This is a genomic window from Streptomyces sp. DSM 106670 (assembly GCF_055792845.1).
The window spans coordinates 1425339-1444975 of sequence record NZ_CM147704.1 but is presented as its reverse complement, the minus strand read 5'-3'; the positions used below and the strand labels follow the sequence as shown (position 1 = coordinate 1444975).

At 68.6% G+C, this 19637-nt stretch carries 13 protein-coding genes and 3 rRNA genes; 13 read left to right on the top strand and 3 right to left on the bottom strand.

Annotated features, from left to right (window positions below; genetic code table 11):
- Positions 1-3 precede the first annotated feature (3 nt).
- From ACSMXR_RS06240 to ACSMXR_RS06215, 6 genes are all read left to right on the top strand, one after another.
- The gene (locus ACSMXR_RS06240; RefSeq protein ID WP_137233926.1) at positions 4-657 is read left to right on the top strand and encodes a DNA-3-methyladenine glycosylase; all 654 of its coding nucleotides are present in this window, start codon (positions 4-6) and stop codon (positions 655-657) included.
- Positions 658-1318: 661 nt separating this feature from the next.
- Positions 1319-2844, top strand: a 16S ribosomal RNA gene (locus ACSMXR_RS06235).
- Positions 2845-3150: 306 nt separating this feature from the next.
- Positions 3151-6276 (top strand): 23S ribosomal RNA (locus tag ACSMXR_RS06230).
- Positions 6277-6387: 111 nt separating this feature from the next.
- A 5S ribosomal RNA gene (rrf, locus tag ACSMXR_RS06225) occupies positions 6388-6504 on the top strand.
- The 16S, 23S and 5S rRNA genes sit together here, the layout of an rRNA operon.
- Before the next feature lie 212 nt (positions 6505-6716).
- Positions 6717-7952, top strand: a complete 1236-nt coding sequence (locus tag ACSMXR_RS06220; protein WP_473171391.1) for a hypothetical protein — start codon at positions 6717-6719, stop codon at positions 7950-7952.
- Positions 7949-8686, top strand: coding sequence for a tetratricopeptide repeat protein (locus ACSMXR_RS06215; RefSeq protein WP_376188377.1), 738 nt, complete (start codon positions 7949-7951; stop codon positions 8684-8686). The genes ACSMXR_RS06220 and ACSMXR_RS06215 overlap by 4 nt, the downstream gene beginning before the upstream one ends.
- 81 nt (positions 8687-8767) lie before the next feature.
- On the opposite strand, the gene ACSMXR_RS06210 is transcribed toward ACSMXR_RS06215, so the two are convergent.
- Positions 8768-10048 carry a DUF1015 domain-containing protein gene (locus ACSMXR_RS06210; protein ID WP_473171390.1) on the bottom strand — a complete coding sequence of 427 codons (1281 nt, stop codon included), beginning with the start codon at positions 10046-10048 and terminating at the stop codon, positions 8768-8770.
- Between the two features lie 72 nt (positions 10049-10120).
- On the opposite strand from ACSMXR_RS06210, the gene ACSMXR_RS06205 reads away from it, so the two are divergent.
- Together ACSMXR_RS06205 and ACSMXR_RS06200 are read left to right on the top strand one after the other, a co-directional pair.
- The gene (locus ACSMXR_RS06205; protein WP_473171389.1) at positions 10121-11164 is read left to right on the top strand and encodes an HAD-IIA family hydrolase; all 1044 of its coding nucleotides are present in this window, start codon (positions 10121-10123) and stop codon (positions 11162-11164) included.
- 185 nt (positions 11165-11349) lie between these two features.
- On the top strand, positions 11350-12150 hold the full coding sequence (locus tag ACSMXR_RS06200; RefSeq protein ID WP_137232329.1) for an ABC transporter ATP-binding protein: 801 nt from the start codon (positions 11350-11352) through the stop codon (positions 12148-12150).
- 52 nt (positions 12151-12202) lie between these two features.
- On the opposite strand, the gene ACSMXR_RS06195 is transcribed toward ACSMXR_RS06200, so the two are convergent.
- Positions 12203-12550 (bottom strand): SCP2 sterol-binding domain-containing protein, encoded by a 348-nt coding sequence (locus ACSMXR_RS06195; protein WP_381797064.1) that lies wholly within the window; start codon positions 12548-12550, stop codon positions 12203-12205.
- 42 nt (positions 12551-12592) lie between these two features.
- Here ACSMXR_RS06195 and ACSMXR_RS06190 point away from each other — a divergent pair, with 42 nt between their 5' ends.
- From ACSMXR_RS06190 to ACSMXR_RS06170, 5 genes are all read left to right on the top strand, one after another.
- Positions 12593-12937 carry a hypothetical protein gene (locus ACSMXR_RS06190; protein ID WP_137232060.1) on the top strand — a complete coding sequence of 115 codons (345 nt, stop codon included), beginning with the start codon at positions 12593-12595 and terminating at the stop codon, positions 12935-12937.
- A gap of 7 nt (positions 12938-12944) precedes the next feature.
- On the top strand, positions 12945-13760 hold the full coding sequence (locus tag ACSMXR_RS06185) for a TlyA family RNA methyltransferase (protein ID WP_137232061.1): 816 nt from the start codon (positions 12945-12947) through the stop codon (positions 13758-13760).
- Between the two features lie 20 nt (positions 13761-13780).
- Positions 13781-14686: an NAD kinase gene (locus ACSMXR_RS06180; RefSeq protein WP_030085850.1), complete on the top strand. Its 906-nt coding sequence runs from the start codon at positions 13781-13783 to the stop codon at positions 14684-14686.
- 95 nt (positions 14687-14781) lie between these two features.
- Positions 14782-16527, top strand: coding sequence for a DNA repair protein RecN (recN, locus tag ACSMXR_RS06175; protein ID WP_473171388.1), 1746 nt, complete (start codon positions 14782-14784; stop codon positions 16525-16527).
- 300 nt (positions 16528-16827) lie between these two features.
- Positions 16828-17934, top strand: coding sequence for a glycosyltransferase family 4 protein (locus ACSMXR_RS06170; protein WP_137232063.1), 1107 nt, complete (start codon positions 16828-16830; stop codon positions 17932-17934).
- Positions 17935-17958: 24 nt separating this feature from the next.
- Here ACSMXR_RS06170 and ACSMXR_RS06165 read toward each other — a convergent pair whose 3' ends face one another.
- Entirely contained in the window at positions 17959-19584 is a 1626-nt protein-coding gene (locus ACSMXR_RS06165; RefSeq protein WP_473171387.1) for a PucR family transcriptional regulator, read from the bottom strand.
- Positions 19585-19637: the final 53 nt, after the last annotated feature.

The window sequence follows — 19637 nt, the reverse complement described above, 5'->3', positions numbered from 1 at the left end:
GCCATGACCAACCGCCCGGACCGCACCCCACTGACACGCGACTTCTTCGACCGCTCCGTACTGGAAGTCGCCCCCGACCTCCTGGGCCGCACGCTCGTACGACGCACCGAGGAGGGCACGATCGAGCTGCGCCTGACCGAGGTGGAGGCGTACGCGGGCGAGGTCGACCCGGGCTCGCACGCCTTCCGGGGCCGTACTGCCCGCAACGGCGTGATGTTCGGACCGCCCGGTCATACGTACGTCTACTTCACGTACGGGATGTGGCACTGCCTCAACCTGGTCTGCGGCCCGGAAGGCCGAGCGAGCGGGGTCCTGCTCCGGGCCGGTGAGATCGAGGTCGGCGCCGGCCTGGCCCGCCACCGACGCGTCTCGGCCCGCAACGACAAGGAACTGGCCAAGGGCCCGGCCCGGCTCGCCACCGCTCTCGACGTCGACCGCGAGCTGAACGGCAGCGACCTCTTCGACGGCCCCGCCCCGGCGCTGTCCGTACTGCACGGCACCCCGCCACCCCGTGCCCTCGTACGCAGCGGCCCCCGCACCGGGGTGGGCGGCGACGGGGCCCACCAGCCGTGGCGCTTCTGGATCGAGGGCGACCCCACCGTCAGCCCGTACCGTGCCCACGCACCGCGCCGTCGGCCGAGCCGCAAGACGACTTGACGCACCTTCGGCGGACGCCTAATGTAGTCCGAGCCGCTTGACACGGGTACCGCTGTCGGCACGGTCCATCGGACCGCACCGAGCCACCCGAAGTGGCCAAACCACTACCTACGACTCACCCTGGCGGGTGCGAATTCGGCATGCCCGTAATTCGCCTCATCGGCTCGATTATGAGCTGCCAAGGGAATCGGCTAACGTAGTGAACACGCCGAAAGGCAAGGCCACTCCACAGGCCACCGGAAATCGAATTCGGACCGGAAACGGAACGAAAAAGAGTCTGGTAAAGTTGGAACCGCCGGAAAGGGAAAACGCGAAAGCGAAGAACCTCGAAAGCACCCCGCTTCGACCGGGAATCGGACACGAAAGAGTCTGATAGAGTCGGAAACGCAAGAACGAAGGGAAGCGCCCGGAGGGCCCCGGTGAAACGGGACCGAAGGAAGCGTCCGTTCCTTGAGAACTCAACAGCGTGCCAAAAGTCAACGCCAGATATGTTGATACCCCGGCCTGCTTCGGCAGGTTGGTGGTTCCTTTGAAAGTCCTGCCGTTCCGCTCCTTGTGGGTGGCGGTAGGCAATAACACAGCGAGGACGCTGTGAACAACGGGTCTTATTCCGACCGGTTGTTCCGCTCTCGTGATGTGTGCACCCGATTACGGGTAAACATTCACGGAGAGTTTGATCCTGGCTCAGGACGAACGCTGGCGGCGTGCTTAACACATGCAAGTCGAACGATGAAGCCTTTCGGGGTGGATTAGTGGCGAACGGGTGAGTAACACGTGGGCAATCTGCCCTTCACTCTGGGACAAGCCCTGGAAACGGGGTCTAATACCGGATAACACTCTGTCCCGCATGGGACGGGGTTAAAAGCTCCGGCGGTGAAGGATGAGCCCGCGGCCTATCAGCTTGTTGGTGGGGTAATGGCCTACCAAGGCGACGACGGGTAGCCGGCCTGAGAGGGCGACCGGCCACACTGGGACTGAGACACGGCCCAGACTCCTACGGGAGGCAGCAGTGGGGAATATTGCACAATGGGCGAAAGCCTGATGCAGCGACGCCGCGTGAGGGATGACGGCCTTCGGGTTGTAAACCTCTTTCAGCAGGGAAGAAGCGAAAGTGACGGTACCTGCAGAAGAAGCGCCGGCTAACTACGTGCCAGCAGCCGCGGTAATACGTAGGGCGCAAGCGTTGTCCGGAATTATTGGGCGTAAAGAGCTCGTAGGCGGCTTGTCACGTCGGATGTGAAAGCCCGGGGCTTAACCCCGGGTCTGCATTCGATACGGGCTAGCTAGAGTGTGGTAGGGGAGATCGGAATTCCTGGTGTAGCGGTGAAATGCGCAGATATCAGGAGGAACACCGGTGGCGAAGGCGGATCTCTGGGCCATTACTGACGCTGAGGAGCGAAAGCGTGGGGAGCGAACAGGATTAGATACCCTGGTAGTCCACGCCGTAAACGTTGGGAACTAGGTGTTGGCGACATTCCACGTCGTCGGTGCCGCAGCTAACGCATTAAGTTCCCCGCCTGGGGAGTACGGCCGCAAGGCTAAAACTCAAAGGAATTGACGGGGGCCCGCACAAGCAGCGGAGCATGTGGCTTAATTCGACGCAACGCGAAGAACCTTACCAAGGCTTGACATATACCGGAAAGCATCAGAGATGGTGCCCCCCTTGTGGTCGGTATACAGGTGGTGCATGGCTGTCGTCAGCTCGTGTCGTGAGATGTTGGGTTAAGTCCCGCAACGAGCGCAACCCTTGTTCTGTGTTGCCAGCATGCCCTTCGGGGTGATGGGGACTCACAGGAGACTGCCGGGGTCAACTCGGAGGAAGGTGGGGACGACGTCAAGTCATCATGCCCCTTATGTCTTGGGCTGCACACGTGCTACAATGGCCGGTACAATGAGCTGCGATGCCGCGAGGCGGAGCGAATCTCAAAAAGCCGGTCTCAGTTCGGATTGGGGTCTGCAACTCGACCCCATGAAGTCGGAGTTGCTAGTAATCGCAGATCAGCATTGCTGCGGTGAATACGTTCCCGGGCCTTGTACACACCGCCCGTCACGTCACGAAAGTCGGTAACACCCGAAGCCGGTGGCCCAACCCCTTGTGGGAGGGAGCTGTCGAAGGTGGGACTGGCGATTGGGACGAAGTCGTAACAAGGTAGCCGTACCGGAAGGTGCGGCTGGATCACCTCCTTTCTAAGGAGCATCTAGATTCCGCAAGGAATCCAGAGCCACTACGTCGGCAAATGTTCGACGGTGGTCAGCTCATGGGTGGAACGTTGACTATTCAGTACCTGGTGGTTCAGCCGGGACGTGAGTACTGCTCCTCGGAGCGTGGAAAGCGAACCGAATGAATTCCGGGTACTGGGCGCGCTGTTGGGTGTCTGAAGGTACGGCCGAAAGGCTGCCTTCGACGCCGGCCCCAGTGAACTCGTCTGTAAGGACGGGGTGATGGGTGGCTGGTCGTTGCTTGAGAACTGCACAGTGGACGCGAGCATCTGTGGCCAAGTTTTTAAGGGCGCACGGTGGATGCCTTGGCACCAGGAACCGATGAAGGACGTGGGAGGCCACGATAGTCCCCGGGGAGCTGTCAACCAAGCTTTGATCCGGGGGTTTCCGAATGGGGAAACCCGGCAGTCGTCATGGGCTGTCACTCGCTGCTGAACACATAGGCAGTGTGGAGGGAACGAGGGGAAGTGAAACATCTCAGTACCCTCAGGAAGAGAAAACAACCGTGATTCCGGGAGTAGTGGCGAGCGAAACTGGATGAGGCCAAACCGTATGCGTGTGATACCCGGCAGGGGTTGCGCATGCGGGGTTGTGGGATCTCTCTTTTATAGTCTGCCGGCTGTGAGACGAGTCAGAAACCGTTGATGTAGGCGAAGGACATGCGAAAGGTCCGGCGTAGAGGGTAAGACCCCCGTAGCTGAAACATTAACGGCTCGTTTGAGAGACACCCAAGTAGCACGGGGCCCGAGAAATCCCGTGTGAATCTGGCGGGACCACCCGCTAAGCCTAAATATTCCCTGGTGACCGATAGCGGATAGTACCGTGAGGGAATGGTGAAAAGTACCGCGGGAGCGGAGTGAAATAGTACCTGAAACCGTGTGCCTACAAGCCGTGGGAGCGTCGCTGGCAGCACTTGTGCTGTCAGTCGTGACTGCGTGCCTTTTGAAGAATGAGCCTGCGAGTTAGCGGTGTGTAGCGAGGTTAACCCGTGTGGGGAAGCCGTAGCGAAAGCGAGTCCGAATAGGGCGTTTGAGTTGCACGCTCTAGACCCGAAGCGGAGTGATCTAGCCATGGGCAGGTTGAAGCGGAGGTAAGACTTCGTGGAGGACCGAACCCACCAGGGTTGAAAACCTGGGGGATGACCTGTGGTTAGGGGTGAAAGGCCAATCAAACTCCGTGATAGCTGGTTCTCCCCGAAATGCATTTAGGTGCAGCGTCGTGTGTTTCTTGCCGGAGGTAGAGCACTGGATAGGCGATGGGCCCTACCGGGTTACTGACCTTAGCCAAACTCCGAATGCCGGTAAGTGAGAGCGCGGCAGTGAGACTGTGGGGGATAAGCTCCATGGTCGAGAGGGAAACAGCCCAGAGCATCGACTAAGGCCCCTAAGCGTACGCTAAGTGGGAAAGGATGTGGAGTCGCAGAGACAACCAGGAGGTTGGCTTAGAAGCAGCCACCCTTGAAAGAGTGCGTAATAGCTCACTGGTCAAGTGATTCCGCGCCGACAATGTAGCGGGGCTCAAGCGTACCGCCGAAGTCGTGTCATTCACACATATAGGGCCAACGCCTGTGTGGATGGGTAGGGGAGCGTCGTGTGCCGGGTGAAGCAGCCGCGGAAGCGAGTTGTGGACGGTTCACGAGTGAGAATGCAGGCATGAGTAGCGATACACACGTGAGAAACGTGTGCGCCGATTGACTAAGGGTTCCTGGGTCAAGCTGATCTGCCCAGGGTAAGTCGGGACCTAAGGCGAGGCCGACAGGCGTAGTCGATGGACAACCGGTTGATATTCCGGTACCCGCTTTGAAACGCCCAGTACTGAATCAGGCGATGCTAAGTCCGTGAAGCCGGCCCGATCTCTTCGGAGTTGAGGGTAGTGGTGGAGCCGATGAACCAGACTTGTAGTAGGTAAGCGATGGGGTGACGCAGGAAGGTAGTCCAGCCCGGGCGGTGGTTGTCCCGGGGTAAGGGTGTAGGACGCACGGTAGGTAAATCCGTCGTGCATATAGTCTGAGACCTGATGCCGAGCCGATTGTGGTGAAGTGGATGATCCTATGCTGTCGAGAAAAGCCTCTAGCGAGTTTCATGGCGGCCCGTACCCTAAACCGACTCAGGTGGTCAGGTAGAGAATACCGAGGCGTTCGGGTGAACTATGGTTAAGGAACTCGGCAAAATGCCCCCGTAACTTCGGGAGAAGGGGGGCCATCACTGGTGATAGCACTTGCTGCTTGAGCTGGGGGTGGCCGCAGAGACCAGCGAGAAGCGACTGTTTACTAAAAACACAGGTCCGTGCGAAGCCGTAAGGCGATGTATACGGACTGACGCCTGCCCGGTGCTGGAACGTTAAGGGGACCGGTTAGCTGACTTTCGGGTTGGCGAAGCTGAGAACTTAAGCGCCAGTAAACGGCGGTGGTAACTATAACCATCCTAAGGTAGCGAAATTCCTTGTCGGGTAAGTTCCGACCTGCACGAATGGCGTAACGACTTCTCGACTGTCTCAACCATAGGCCCGGTGAAATTGCACTACGAGTAAAGATGCTCGTTTCGCGCAGCAGGACGGAAAGACCCCGGGACCTTTACTATAGTTTGATATTGGTGTTCGGTTCGGCTTGTGTAGGATAGGTGGGAGACTTTGAAGCGGCCACGCCAGTGGTTGTGGAGTCGTCGTTGAAATACCACTCTGGTCGTGCTGGATGTCTAACCTGGGTCCGTGATCCGGATCAGGGACAGTGTCTGATGGGTAGTTTAACTGGGGCGGTTGCCTCCTAAAGAGTAACGGAGGCGCCCAAAGGTTCCCTCAGCCTGGTTGGTAATCAGGTGTTGAGTGTAAGTGCACAAGGGAGCTTGACTGTGAGACCGACGGGTCGAGCAGGGACGAAAGTCGGGACTAGTGATCCGGCAGTGGCTTGTGGAAGCGCTGTCGCTCAACGGATAAAAGGTACCCCGGGGATAACAGGCTGATCTTCCCCAAGAGTCCATATCGACGGGATGGTTTGGCACCTCGATGTCGGCTCGTCGCATCCTGGGGCTGGAGTCGGTCCCAAGGGTTGGGCTGTTCGCCCATTAAAGCGGTACGCGAGCTGGGTTTAGAACGTCGTGAGACAGTTCGGTCCCTATCCGCTGTGCGCGTAGGAATATTGAGAAGGGCTGTCCCTAGTACGAGAGGACCGGGACGGACGAACCTCTGGTGTGCCAGTTGTCCTGCCAAGGGCATGGCTGGTTGGCTACGTTCGGAAAGGATAACCGCTGAAAGCATCTAAGCGGGAAGCCTGCTTCGAGATGAGTATTCCCACCTCCTTTGAGGGGTTAAGGCTCCCAGTAGACGACTGGGTTGATAGGCCAGATGTGGAAGCCCGGTAACGGGTGGAGCTGACTGGTACTAATAGGCCGAGGGCTTGTCCTCAGTTGCTCGCGTCCACTGTGTTGTTCCCGGGTTGCGAACAGTTATCGCACCGGTTGAACAGTTTCACTACTTAATTGAAGAGTGTGCTTGTTCGCTAGAACCCGATAGGGTTTCGGTGGTCATTGCGTTAGGGAAACGCCCGGTTACATTCCGAACCCGGAAGCTAAGCCTTTCAGCGCCGATGGTACTGCAGGGGGGACCCTGTGGGAGAGTAGGACGCCGCCGAACAATCTTTCAAGGACCCCTGGTCCCAGCGTTCATGCTGGGACCAGGGGTCCTTTTGTTTTTCCCGAAGCGCGTCGGATGGTCGGCTGCGCGAGAATGTCTGTGGTACCCGAAGACAGGAGTCACACCCATGTCCACCAACTCTCCCGACGATCGTCCGGAGCGCGAGCCGCGTCGCCGGGACGGCGGTGACAGGGGCGGTTACCGCGGTGGTCGTGACGACCGGTCCGGTTCCGGCGCACCTCGACGCGACAACGACCGTGGCGGCTTCCGTCGCGACGACAACAGGCCTTCCGGCGGTGGCACCGGCGGCGGTTTCCGCCGTGACGACAGCCGGCCGACCGGTGGTGGTTTCCGTCGTGATGACAACCGTGGTGGTGGCTCCGGCGGTGGGTTCCGTCGTGATGACAACCGGGGCGGTGGCTCCGGTGGTGGGTTCCGTCGTGATGACCGTGATCGGGATCGTGATCGTGGGCCGCGTCGTGATGACGACCGTGGTGGGTACCGGGGTGGTCAGCAGCGTGACGACCGCGGTGGCCGTCCCAGTGGTGGCTTCGAGCGGCGCGACGACCGGCCCCGTGGCCCGCGTCGCGATGACGACCGGCCCTCCGGTGGCGGGTTCCGTCGTGACGACAGCCGGCCCTCCGGTGGTGGCTTCCGGCGCGATGACAACCGCGGTGGCGGTGGCTTCCGTCGTGACGACAACCGCGGCGGTGGCTTCGAGCGGCGTGACGACCGGCCGCGCGGTCCGCGTCGTGACGACGACCGGCCGTCCGGTGGTGGGTTCCGTCGTGATGACCGTGATCGGGATCGTGATCGTGGGCCGCGTCGTGATGACGACCGTGGTGGGTACCGGGGTGGTCAGCAGCGTGACGACCGCGGCGGCCGTCCCAGTGGTGGCTTCGAGCGGCGCGACGACCGGCCGCGCGGTCCGCGTCGCGACGACGACCGGCCGACCGGTGGCGGGTTCCGTCGTGATGACAACCGGGGCGGTGGCTCCGGTGGTGGTTTCCGTCGTGATGACAACCGGGGCGGTGGTTCCGGTGGTGGGTTCCGTCGTGATGACCGGGATCGTGATCGTGGGCCGCGTCGTGATGACGACCGTGGTGGGTACCGGGGTGGTCAGCAGCGTGACGACCGCGGCGGCCGTCCCAGCGGTGGCTTCGAGCGGCGCGACGACCGGCCCCGTGGCCCGCGTCGCGACGACGACCGGCCCTCCGGTGGTGGCTTCCGTCGCGATGACAACCGTGGTGGTGGCTCCGGCGGTGGTTTCCGTCGTGACGACAACCGGGGTGGATACCGCGGCGGTCAGCGTGACGACCGGGACCGTGGTGGGTTCCGTCGTGACGACCGGGACCGGGACCGCGACCGTGAGCCGATCAAGCGGCTGCCGATCCCGGACGACGTCACGGGCGACGAGATCGACAAGGACGTGCGCCAGGAGCTCATGAGCCTGCCGAAGACCCTTGCCGAGGATGTCGCGCGCAACCTCGTCATGGTGGCCCGGCTGATCGACGAGGACCCCGAGGAGGCGTACGCGTACTCCCGGATCGCCCTTCGGCTCGCGTCCCGTGTCGCCGCCGTGCGTGAGGCGGCCGGGTTCGCGGCGTACGCGACGCAGAAGTACGCCGAGGCGCTCGCCGAGTTCCGGGCGGCCCGGCGGATGACCGGGTCCGTGGACCTGTGGCCCGTCATGGCGGACTGCGAGCGCGGGCTCGGGCGGCCCGAGCGGGCGATGGCCATGGCCGGAGACCCCGAGGTGCAGAAGCTGGACAAGGCCGGGCAGGTCGAGATGCGGCTGGTGGCCGCCGGGGCACGTCGTGACATGGGTCAGATCGACGCCGCCATCGTGACGCTCCAGAGCTCCGAGCTGGCCTCCAACTCCGTACAGCCGTGGACGCCGCGTCTTCGCTACGCGTACGCGGACGCCCTGCTGGAGGCGGGCCGCGAGGACGAGGCGCGGGAGTGGTTCGGGAAGGCGCTGGAGGCCGACAAGGACGGTTCCACCGACGCGTCGGACCGGCTCGCCGAGCTCGACGGCGTCGAGTTCGTCGACGTCCTCGGTGACGACGACACGGACGCGGCCGACGAGGTCGCGCCCCGTGCCGAGGACCGGTCCGATGTGCGTGACGACGAGGACGACGTCGACCGGGACGGTCCGGCGGACGGTTCCGCCAAGGCCTAGCTGCTGACGAAGAGGGGCGGCACTCCAACCGGAGTGCCGCCCCTCTTTTCTTTTTCGTGTCCGGGGCTTCCGCCCGACGGCTCAGTCGAGGGTGAGGCTCCGCATGACCAGGCCCGTGGCCGGCTTCGGGCCGAACGACGTCGACTTGCGGGGCATGGTGACGCCCTGCCGGGCCAGGTCCCGGACGACCTCTTCGTGTACGGGATGCATCAGGACCGCCGTGGCGTCGAGGCGTTCCGCCTGTTCGACGGCGGCCGCGGTGTCGTGGATGTAGCCGATGTGCTCGGGCGCGTCGGGGATCTTCCACACCTCGTCGAGCAGCGCGGAGTGCAGGACCGTCGCGTCCAGGGTGCGCCAGGCGTCGGGGCGGTCCGCCCGGACGGTGCGGGCCAGCAGGGCCGGGTCGGGGCGGTCCACCAGGTGGAAGCCGCCGTCGCCGGCGAGGAGGAACGCGTTGCCCCCGGCCGCGGCCTCCGCCAGCGCTTCGAGGGCCTTGGCGAGTGGCCCTTCGACCGGCCGGACGCGGAAGAGGCCGGTCAGCGCCTCCAGGGCCCGGGCGACCGGCAGGCCGCGCAGGAGCCGGTGGATGGCGCGGACCTGGAGCGGGTGGCGGGCCGTGTCGACGAGGAGGACGAGGCCGTAGTCCCACGGCCCGGGGGCGGTCCGTTCCCGCTGGAGCCGGAGATAGGTGGCCCAGCGGTGGTGGCCGTCCGCGATGAGCGCCTGGTGCCGGGCGAGGTCTGTCTCGATCTCGCTGCGTTCGGCCGGGTCCGTCACGGCCCAGAGCCGGTGCCGGAAGCCGTCCTCCGTCGTGGTGGCGAGCAGCGGCTCCCGCAGAACCGTGCGCTCGATCACCGCTGCCGCCCCCGTCGGCGCACCCTCGTCGCCGCGGTAGGTCAGCAGCAGCGGTTCCAGATGGGCCTCCGTCGTACGCATCAGCTCCGCGCGGTCCGCGACGACGTCGTCCATCACGTCCTCGTGGGGCAGCACGATGCCTTCGGCGGCGGGGGAGAGGGCCAGGGCGCCGATCAGGCCCCGCTGGAGGATCTCGTCGTTGCGCTGCTCGTAGACGTACAGCACCGGTTCCGGGTCCGGGGCGATGATCCCCTCGGCCTGCCAGCGCTCCAGGGTGGCGGCCGCCTGCCGGTGCCGGTCCCGCGCGGTGTCGGCCTGAGGGAGGATGAGGCGCACGATGTTGTGCGGATCCGCGGACTCCAGGTGGTGCAGCCCGTCGGGCCGGACGACCACGTCGTACGGGGGCGAGGTCACGGCGGCAAGGCTGCCGACCCGCTCGGGGACGTAACGCAGTCCGCGGAACGGGATCAGCCGCAGCCCCTGGTCGACGGGACCTGAAGTGTTCATCAGGGCATCGTATGTGTGCAGGGGGCATACGCGATGATCGGGGCAGATGCAGAGCAAAGAGGAGCGAGTCATATGAGCCACCAGCAGGACAGGGTCCGGCCGGCGGGAAGCGGTACGGCCCTGAGCGAGGCGTACGACACGGCTCTCCTCGACCTCGACGGGGTCGTGTACGCGGGCGGCGAGGCCATCGCCCACGCCGTGGAATCGCTGGCCGAGGCACGGGCCGGGGGCATGCACCTCGCCTATGTCACCAACAACGCGCTGCGGACGCCGGACGCGGTGGCCGAGCACCTGACGGAGCTCGGGGTGCCCGCGGAACCCTCCGACGTGATCACCTCCGCCCAGGCCGTCGCCCGGCTGGTGGCCGATCAACTGCCGCCCGGGGCACGGGTGCTGGCGATCGGCGGCGAGGGGCTGCGGGTCGCGCTGCGCGAGCGCGGGCTGGTGCCCGTGGAGTCGGCGGACGACGACCCGGCCGCCGTGGTCCAGGGGTACGGCGGGCCGGACATGACCTGGGGGCGGTTCGCCGAGGCGAGCTACGCGATCCGGCGCGGGCTGCCGTGGTTCGCGTCCAACACCGACCTGACCATTCCCGGCGCCCGGGGCATCGCGCCCGGCAACGGGGCCGCCGTCGAGGTCGTACGGATCGCCACCGGCGCCGAGCCGCAGGTCGCCGGGAAGCCGTTGCCGCCGATGCACCGCGAGACCGTGCTGCGGACCGGGGCGAAGCGGCCGATCGTCGTCGGCGACCGGCTGGACACGGACATCGAGGGCGCGTTCAACGGCGGCGTGGACTCGCTGCTGGTGCTGACCGGGGTGACCGACGCGGCCCAGCTCCTCGCCGCTCCGCCGCAGCACCGGCCGACCTATGTGGACCGGGATCTGCGGGGGCTGCTGACCGGGCAGCCCGAGGTGGTGCCGGCCGGTGAGGCGTACCGGTGCGGGGGCTGGACGGCCGCCGTGCGTGCGGACGCGCTGACCCTGGAGGGCGAGGGCGAGGGCGAGGGCGACGCGCTCGACGGGCTGCGGGCGCTCTGCGCGGCCGCCTGGAGCTTCGCCGGCGCGGGTGTGTGCGAGCTGAAGGCGGGGAAGGCCCTCGCCGGGCTCGGGCTCTGAGACGGTCCCGGCGCCGCCCGACGCCCTTTGCCCGCGAGGGTGTTGAGGGTCCTGGAAGCGTGGGGCGGCGAACCGGGACCCGTGGCGTCAAGAGGAAGATAGGTTAACCTAACCTGGTGCTGCTCGGTGGTCTGCCCGTGCCCCGCGCCGTGCCGCTCCACCTCACCGACTCCGGGAGTACGACCATGCAGCGCCTCACCGCAGAATCGGTGACCCTCGGCTACGACCAGCGGGTCATCACCGAGAATCTCTCGGTGGAGATTCCCGACAACTCCTTCACCGTGATCGTCGGTCCCAACGCCTGCGGCAAGTCGACCCTGCTGCGGGCGCTCGCCCGGATGCTGAAGCCGAGCCACGGGCAGGTGCTGCTGGACGGGCAGACCATCCACCAGCTGCCGGCGAAGAAGGTCGCCCGGACGCTGGGGCTGCTGCCGCAGTCCTCCATAGCCCCGGACGGGATCACCGTCGCCGACCTCGTCGCCCGCGGCCGGTACCCCCACCAGGGGCTGCTGCGGCAGTGGTCGCCGGAGGACGAGCGGGTGGTCGACGAGTCCATGGAGTCCACGGGCGTCGCCGAGCTGGCCGACCGCTATGTCGACGAGCTGTCCGGCGGTCAGCGTCAGCGGGTCTGGATCGCCATGGCGCTGGCCCAGCAGACGCCGTTGCTGCTGCTCGACGAGCCGACGACGTACCTCGACATCCAGCACCAGATCGACGTCCTCGACCTGTGCGCGGAGCTGCACGAGACGCAGGGGCGGACGCTGGTCGCCGTGCTCCACGACCTGAACCACGCCGCGCGGTACGCCACGCATCTCATCGCGATGCGGGACGGGGCGATCGTCGCGGAGGGGCCGCCTTCGGAGGTCGTGGACGCGGAGCTGGTGGAGCGGGTGTTCGGGATGCGGTGCCAGGTGATCGATGATCCGGAGACGGGGACGCCGCTCGTCGTGCCGGCCGCGCGCAAGGCGCGGAAGGTCGCCGCCTGAAAGGCTTTGTCCTCAATCGCCGGACGGGCTTGATGTGGCCGGGCTTGATTTCCTACAGCAGTGATCTCAGTTTCAGCAGGTCCCTGAAGCCTGCCTCCAGGCGTACGCGGCCCGATGCCCACGCCTTCGCGAAGTTCAGGTCGCCGTTCACCAGTGCCACCAGGTCGTCGCTCGTCATCGCGAGTCTGATCTCGGCCTTCTCCCGGGGCGGTCCCTCGACCGTGTCCCGCACCGTGATCCGGCCGTCGGTCAGCCGGCCGGTGAAGGTGATGTCCAGATCCCTGATGTGACAGCTCAGCGAGCGGTCGAGGGCGGCGGCGCCGCGCACATCGCCCTCGGCCGCCGCGAGGTTGTCGGAGAGTTCGTCGAGTGCGCTGCGGCACTCCGCCATGGTCGCCATCGTGCTCGACGGTACACCGGCCTGTCGATGTAGCGTTTCGGCATGAGCGACTGGACACCGGAGGCGGGGACACCGCCCGCGAGCACGCCCGATGAGCCGGTGACCGTGGAGCCGGCCGCCGATGGGCCCTCCTTCGAGCCCGCCGAGCCCACGCCCCTCGGTGTCGTGCGCACCCCCACCGGTCACGCCGCGGTGGACGCCCGGCTGGAGCGGCTGGCCGATGCGGACCACCTCCCGGCGGACGGGCACGTCGAGGTGTACGAGGATGTACACCGTGGGCTGCGGTCCGAGCTGACCTCGCTGGACGAACGTCCGGCGGCCGTACCCGGGCCCGTACCCACGCCTTCGCACCGCACGCACGACACGCGTCACGACAACAGGAGCTGAACCCAACGTGGCAGGAGTGGCACGTCGCCGCCTCGACGCCGAGCTGGTACGCCGCAAGCTCGCCCGCTCGCGAGAGCACGCGAGCCAGCTGATCGCCGCGGGGCGGGTCACCGTGGGCCGGACCACCGCGACCAAACCCGCCACCCAGGTCGAGACGGCCGCCGCGATCGTCGTCACGAAGGACGACGACGACCCCGACTACGTCTCGCGCGGCGGTCACAAGCTGGCCGGGGCGCTCGCCGCCTTCGTGCCGCTCGGGCTGGCCGTCGAGGGGCGGCGGGCGCTGGACGCCGGGGCGTCGACCGGCGGGTTCACCGATGTGCTGCTGCGGGCCGGGGCCCGGCAGGTCGTCGCCGTGGACGTCGGCTACGGGCAGCTCGCCTGGTCGCTGCGGTCCGATGAACGGGTCGTCGTCAAGGACCGTACCAACGTACGGGAGTTGACCTTGGAGGACATCGACGGGGAGGCGGTCGACCTGGTGGTGGGGGATCTGTCCTTCATTCCGCTGGGCCTCGTGCTGCCCGCCCTCGCCCGGTGCGCCGCGCCCGACGCGGACCTGGTCCTCATGGTCAAGCCGCAGTTCGAGGTGGGCAAGGAGCGGCTCGGCAGCGGCGGAGTGGTGCGGAGCCCGGAGCTGCGCGCCGAAGCGGTACGGGAGGTGGCGCGCCGGGCCTGGGCGCTCGGGCTCGGCGTACGCGGGGTGACGGCCAGTCCGCTGCCCGGACCCTCGGGCAACGTCGAGTACTTTCTGTGGCTGCGGGCCGGCGCACCCGAGCCGGATCCCGCGGATGTCGACCGTGCAGTGGCGGAGGGGCCTCGTTGACGACGAATGTGACGACGAATGTGACGACCGATACGGCACGAACAGTCTTCCTTCTGGCGCACACCGGCCGTCCGGCCGCGATCCGCAGCGCGGAGCTCGTCGTGCAGGGTCTGCTGCGCAACGGGCTCGGCGTACGGGTCCTGGCGACCGAGGCGGCCGATCTGCCGCTGCCGGACACCGTGGAGACCGTCACGGACACCAGCCCCGCCGCCGTGGACGGCTGCGAGCTGCTGATCGTCCTCGGCGGTGACGGCACCCTGCTGCGCGGCGCGGAGTTCTCCCGCGCCTCCGGGGTGCCGATGCTCGGCGTCAACCTCGGACGCGTCGGCTTCCTCGCCGAGGCGGAGCGCGACGACCTCGACAAGGTGGTCTCCCGGGTCGTCACCCGCGACTACGAGGTCGAGGAACGCATGACGATCGACGTCCTGGTGCACAGCAACGGCGACGTCGTGCACACCGACTGGGCGCTCAACGAGGCGGCCGTGCAGAAGGTGTCGCCCGAGCGGATGCTCGAAGTCGTCCTGGAGATCGACGGCCGTCCGGTGACCGGGTTCGGCTGTGACGGGATCGTCTGCGCGACCCCGACCGGTTCGACGGCGTACGCCTTCTCGGCGGGCGGGCCCGTCGTCTGGCCCGAGGTCGAGGCGCTGCTGATGGTCCCGATCAGCGCCCACGCGCTGTTCGCCAAGCCGCTGGTGACCTCGCCCAGGTCCGTCCTCGCGGTCGAGGTCCAGCCGCACACCCCGCACGGGGTGCTGTGGTGCGACGGCCGGCGGACCGTGGAGCTGCCCGCCGGCGCCCGGGTCGAGGTGCGGCGCGGTGCGGTGCCCGTACGGCTGGCGCGGCTGCACCAGGCCTCGTTCACCGACCGTCTGGTGGCGAAGTTCGCACTGCCCGTATCGGGGTGGCGGGGCGCGCCCCACTGACGGTCACCGGGAGCGCCGGAGGCCCCCGTCCTACCCGGGAGAGTGAATCCGGGAGCGGGGGCCGTCGCGCGTCCGGCCCGGGACCTCGTAAGGTCATGTCCGTGTTGGAGGAGATGCGGATACGGTCGCTCGGAGTCATCGACGACGCGGTGGTGGAGCTGTCACCCGGTTTCACCGCGGTCACGGGTGAGACCGGCGCGGGCAAGACCATGGTCGTCACGAGCCTCGGGCTGCTGCTCGGCGGACGTGCGGATCCCGCTCTCGTACGGGTCGGGGCCAAGGCCGCGGTCGTCGAGGGCCGGATCACGGTGTCCGAGGGCGACCCGGCGGCGCTGCGGGCCGAGGAGGCCGGGGCGGAACTCGACGACGGTGCGCTGCTCATCAGCCGTACCGTTTCGGCCGAAGGGCGCTCACGGGCCCATCTCGGCGGCAGATCCGTGCCGGTGGGGGTCCTGACCGAGCTGGCGGACGAACTCGTCGCCGTGCACGGCCAGACCGACCAGCAGGGGCTGCTCAAGCCCGCGCGGCAGCGGGGCGCCCTGGACCGGTACGCCGGGGACGGGGTGGAGGTTCCGCACGCCAAATACGCGGCGGCCTACCGGCGGCTGCGCGCCGTCGCCACGGAGCTGGAGGAGCTGACCACCCGGGCCCGGGAGCGGGCCCAGGAGGCGGATCTGCTGCGGTTCGGCCTGAACGAGGTCGCGGCCGTGGAGCCGTTGCCGGGCGAGGACGTCGAGCTGGCCGCCGAGGCGGAGCGGCTCGGGCACGCCGAGTCCCTCGCCTCCGCCGCCTCCCTCGCGCACACCGCGCTGGCGGGGAACCCGGAGGATCCGGAGAGCGTCGACGCCACCACCGTGGTCGCCGCCGCCGGGCAGGCCCTGGACGGGGTCCGGGCCCATGACCCGGCGCTGGCCGCGCTGGCGGACCGGATCGGGGAGATCTCCATCCTGATCGCCGATGTGTCCGGCGAGCTGGCCGGGTACGCCGATCAGCTGGAGGCCGATCCGCTGCGGCTGGCCGCCGTGGAGGAGCGCCGGGCCGCGCTGACCGCCCTGACCCGTAAGTACGGCGAGGACATCGCGGCCGTGCTGGCCTGGGCCCAGGAGGGCGCGGGCCGGCTCACCGAGCTGGAGGGCGACGACGAGCGGATCGGCGAGCTGACCGTCGAGCGTGACGCGTTGCGCGCCGAACTGTCCGTGCTCGGGCAGGCGTTGACCGACGCGCGTACGGAGGCGGCCGCCCGGTTCGCGGAGGCGGTGACCGAGGAGCTGGCCTCGCTCGCCATGCCGCACGCCCGGGTCTCCTTCGCCATCCGGCAGACCGAGGCGGCGGACGAGGCGTCCGGCATCGACATCGGCGGGCGGAGCGTCGTCTACGGCCCCTCGGGCGCGGACGAGGTGGAACTGCTGCTCGCCCCGCACCCGGGCGCCCAGCCCCGGCCGATCGCCAAGGGCGCGTCGGGCGGTGAGCTGTCCCGGGTGATGCTCGCGGTCGAGGTCGTCTTCGCGGGCTCCGACCCCGTACCGACGTATCTCTTCGACGAGGTCGACGCGGGCGTCGGCGGCAAGGCGGCCGTCGAGGTCGGCCGCCGGCTCGCCAAGCTCGCCAAGTCCGCGCAGGTGGTCGTCGTGACCCATCTGCCGCAGGTGGCGGCCTTCGCCGACCGGCAGTTGCTGGTCGAGAAGACCGTGGACGGCTCGGTGACCCGCAGCGGGGTCACCGTCCTGGAGGGCGAGGACCGGGTCCGGGAGCTGTCCCGGATGCTGGCGGGCCAGGAGGACTCCGAGACGGCCCGAGCGCACGCGGAGGAGCTGCTGGCCACGGCCCGCGCGGACGGGTGAGGCCGTGAGCCGGCGGCTCGGTGTGGCCGCCGGGATGGCAGGGCCTCCTGCGCCGCCGCGCCGCGCCGACCCGATCCGGCGTGGCGGCGGGGGCGCGGGAAGCGGGTCGGGTGAGGTCGGCGGACGACCGCCTGGCGGCAACTTTGCGCCTTTTGGTTCACCCGTGAGGGTGGTGCGGTGCGGTCGGTTGTCGCCGCGTGTGGGGCAGCAACGTTACGGCGGTCCCGGAACGTGCGTACGGACTGGCATCCTTGGCGCTGTCCTTACCGCCGACTCCGGAGCCCCGGGGAGCCAATCAACGTGTCACAGCTGCGTACGGTCCAAGTCCTGGGCGGCGGAAGTGCGGGCAGCAGCGCGCACGTCGGTTCGCTGGCCGCCGGGCTGGTGGCGCGAGGAGTGCAGGTGACCGTCTGCGCCCCGTCCGCCGTGGACCGCGCCTACGACTTCACGGCGACCGGCGCCCGCTTCCTTCCGGTGCCCCGGCGCAGCGACCCGGCCGCCGTCGCCGCGCTGCGGGCGGCCTGCACGGGCGCGGACGTCGTCCACGCCCACGGGCTCCACGCCGCCGCCCGCACCGCCCTCGCGCTCAGCGGGCGCACCGTGCCCCTGGTGATGACCTGGCACACGCGGCGGTACGCGGAAGGCGCCCGCCGCCAGATCCTGCATCTGCTGGAACGGCGCGCCGCACGGGCGGCGTCCGTGGTCCTCGCGCCCTCCTCCGACCTGGTGGACCGGGCGCGCGAGCGCGGTGCGCGCGATGCCCGGTTCGCCCCGGTCGCCGTCCCGCCGCCGCGCCCGGCCGACGCCTCCGCCGCCGGCGACGAAGGCAAGGTGCGGGCGGAACTGGGCGCGGTGGACCGGCCGTTGCTGATGGCCGTCGGCAGTCTCGTACCGCATCACGGCTTCGACACCCTGCTGGACGCGGCCCGCGTCCTGCGGCGTCTGGACCCCGTGCCGCTGCTCGTCATCGCGGGGGAGGGGCGCGACCGGGGCGCCCTGCAACGGCGGATCAGGGACGAGGAGTTGCCGGTCACCCTCATCGGACGCCGGGACGGTGTGGGGGAGTTGCTGGCCGCCGCCGATCTGGCCCTGCTGCCGAGCCGCTGGGAGGGCCGCTCCCTGCTGGCGCAGGAGGCACTGCGGGCCGGGGTGCCGCTGGTCGCCACCGCGGTCGGCGGTGTGCCCGAACTGGTCGGCAGCGCGGCCGAGTTGGTGCCGTACGGCAATGCCGAGGCCCTCGCCCGTACGGTCGTGCGGCTGCTCGGCGACCCGGCGGCGCGCGCCCGGCTCGCCGAGGCCGGACGGGTGCAGGCGGCGGGCTGGCCAACCGAGGACGACACGATCGCCCATGTGCTCAGCGTCTACGACGAGTTGGCGCAGCCACTGGCGACGGGGCGGGCGCGCTGAGCCGTTGCGTGCCCCGGCCGGCCGTCAGGTCGTGTGGCGGCGGGCCCGCAGCGCCAGGCTCAGCGCCAGCACCGTCTGCGGGTCGTCCAGGTCCGTGCCCAGCAGCTCGCCGATCCGGGCGAGGCGGTTGTAGAGCGTCTGGCGGTTGAGGTGCAGCTCGCGGGCGGTCTCCGCCTTGCGGCCCGCGTGCGCCAGATACGCCTGGAGCGTCGGGAGCAACGGCGGGCGCGAGGTGCGGTCGTGCTCGCGCAGCGGGCCGATCGCCCGGTTCACGAACGCCGCCAGGTCCGGATGGTCCCGCAGCCGCCACAGCAGCAGGTCGATGTCGAGCCGCCGGGCGTCGTACCAGGGCCGGTCGTCCAGGCCCTGCGCGGCCGTCGCCGTCTCCGACGCGTGCCGCAGCCCCGCGCCCGCCGCGGCCCAGCCGCCCGGTACGCCGACCACGACCACCGGCGGCTGCGAACCGGCCCGGTCGAGACCGGCCCGCTCCACGCCCGCCCGCAGCGCCGCCGCCACCCGGTCCGCGACCGCCGTGCGCTCGCCCTCCGAACGCAGCCCCAGCAGCAGCGGAACCCGCCCCTCCACGGGCCGTACGCCGAGCAGCACCGGCACCCCGACCGAGGCCAGCTCCTCCAGGACCGCACGGGCCAGCAGCGCCCAGTTGCCCGACGGCGACAGCTCGGGGGCCAGCCGCATCACCACCGGGAGGAGCGGGGTGTCGCCGGGCCGGAAACCGAGCACCCGGGCCTGGGCCGGGGCGTCCTCCGGGGCGATCCGGCCCTCCGCGAGGTCGGTGAGGAAGTCGCCCCGGCCCCGGGCGGCCAGCTCCTCCTCCTGCCGGGCCTGCATCAGGACGACCGCGAGGAGCCCCGCCGCGCGCTCCGCCGCCATCTGGTGCACGGTCGCCAGCGGCCCGGACACCGCGAGCAGCACCAGCCGCGCCCGTACCGAACCGGTCTCGGGCCCGCCGCCGGGCACATCCACCAGCACCGCACCGGTCGGCGGGCTCTCCCGCGCCGCCCGGTCGCCGCGCATGCCCTCCCAGACCTGGAGCGGGTCCGCGCCCACCGGGCCGGTCCCGGTGGACGCCGCGTACAGGAGCTGGCCGTCGGGCGTCTCCAGGAAGACCGGGTTGGCGGTGAAGTCCGCGAGGATCCCGAGAACCTGCGGCACCCCGCCCCCGTCCAGCAGCGCCCGGGTGGCGCGCCGGTGCACCTCCTCCGCCTGCTGGAGCAGCGCGTAGTGCCCGTTGACGATCTCGGTGTGCACCTCCTCGGTCACCGCGACGAACGGCACCTCGCGGTGCAGCTGGACCAGCGGAAGCCCGGCCGCGCGGGCGGCGTCCACGATGGAGGCGGGCAGCCGGCCGAAGCGCGGGCCCAGCTCCACCACCAGGGCGGCGATGCCCCGGTCGGCGAGGCGGCGGACGAAGGCGCGCTGTTCGGCGGGGCGGGCGCCCAGGCCCAGGCCGGTGGTCAGGAGCAGCTCGCCGCCCTTGAGGAGCGATGCGATGTTCGGGACCTCGCCCGCGTGCACCCAGCGCACCGTACGGTTCAGCCGGTCGGCGCCGGCCACCACCTCCGGGAGCCCGGCGCGCAGCCCCGGCAGCTCCAGCGCCCGCTGCACGGTGATTCCGCTGTGGCTCTCCACGTACCCGGCCCGCTTTCCCCTGGTGCTCTGCCCGCTTCCCGGGCGGTCGTCCT

Coding starts and splice junctions, on each gene's coding strand:
- ACSMXR_RS06190 (WP_137232060.1), top strand. CDS start 12,593: ATGAGCGACTGGACACCGGAGGCGGGGACACCGCCCGCGAGCACGCCC.
- ACSMXR_RS06215 (WP_376188377.1), top strand. CDS start 7,949: ATGAGCCTGCCGAAGACCCTTGCCGAGGATGTCGCGCGCAACCTCGTC.
- ACSMXR_RS06200 (WP_137232329.1), top strand. CDS start 11,350: ATGCAGCGCCTCACCGCAGAATCGGTGACCCTCGGCTACGACCAGCGG.
- ACSMXR_RS06240 (WP_137233926.1), top strand. CDS start 4: ATGACCAACCGCCCGGACCGCACCCCACTGACACGCGACTTCTTCGAC.
- ACSMXR_RS06205 (WP_473171389.1), top strand. CDS start 10,121: ATGAGCCACCAGCAGGACAGGGTCCGGCCGGCGGGAAGCGGTACGGCC.
- ACSMXR_RS06195 (WP_381797064.1), bottom strand. CDS start 12,550: ATGGCGACCATGGCGGAGTGCCGCAGCGCACTCGACGAACTCTCCGAC.
- recN (WP_473171388.1), top strand. CDS start 14,782: ATGTCCGTGTTGGAGGAGATGCGGATACGGTCGCTCGGAGTCATCGAC.
- ACSMXR_RS06210 (WP_473171390.1), bottom strand. CDS start 10,048: ATGAACACTTCAGGTCCCGTCGACCAGGGGCTGCGGCTGATCCCGTTC.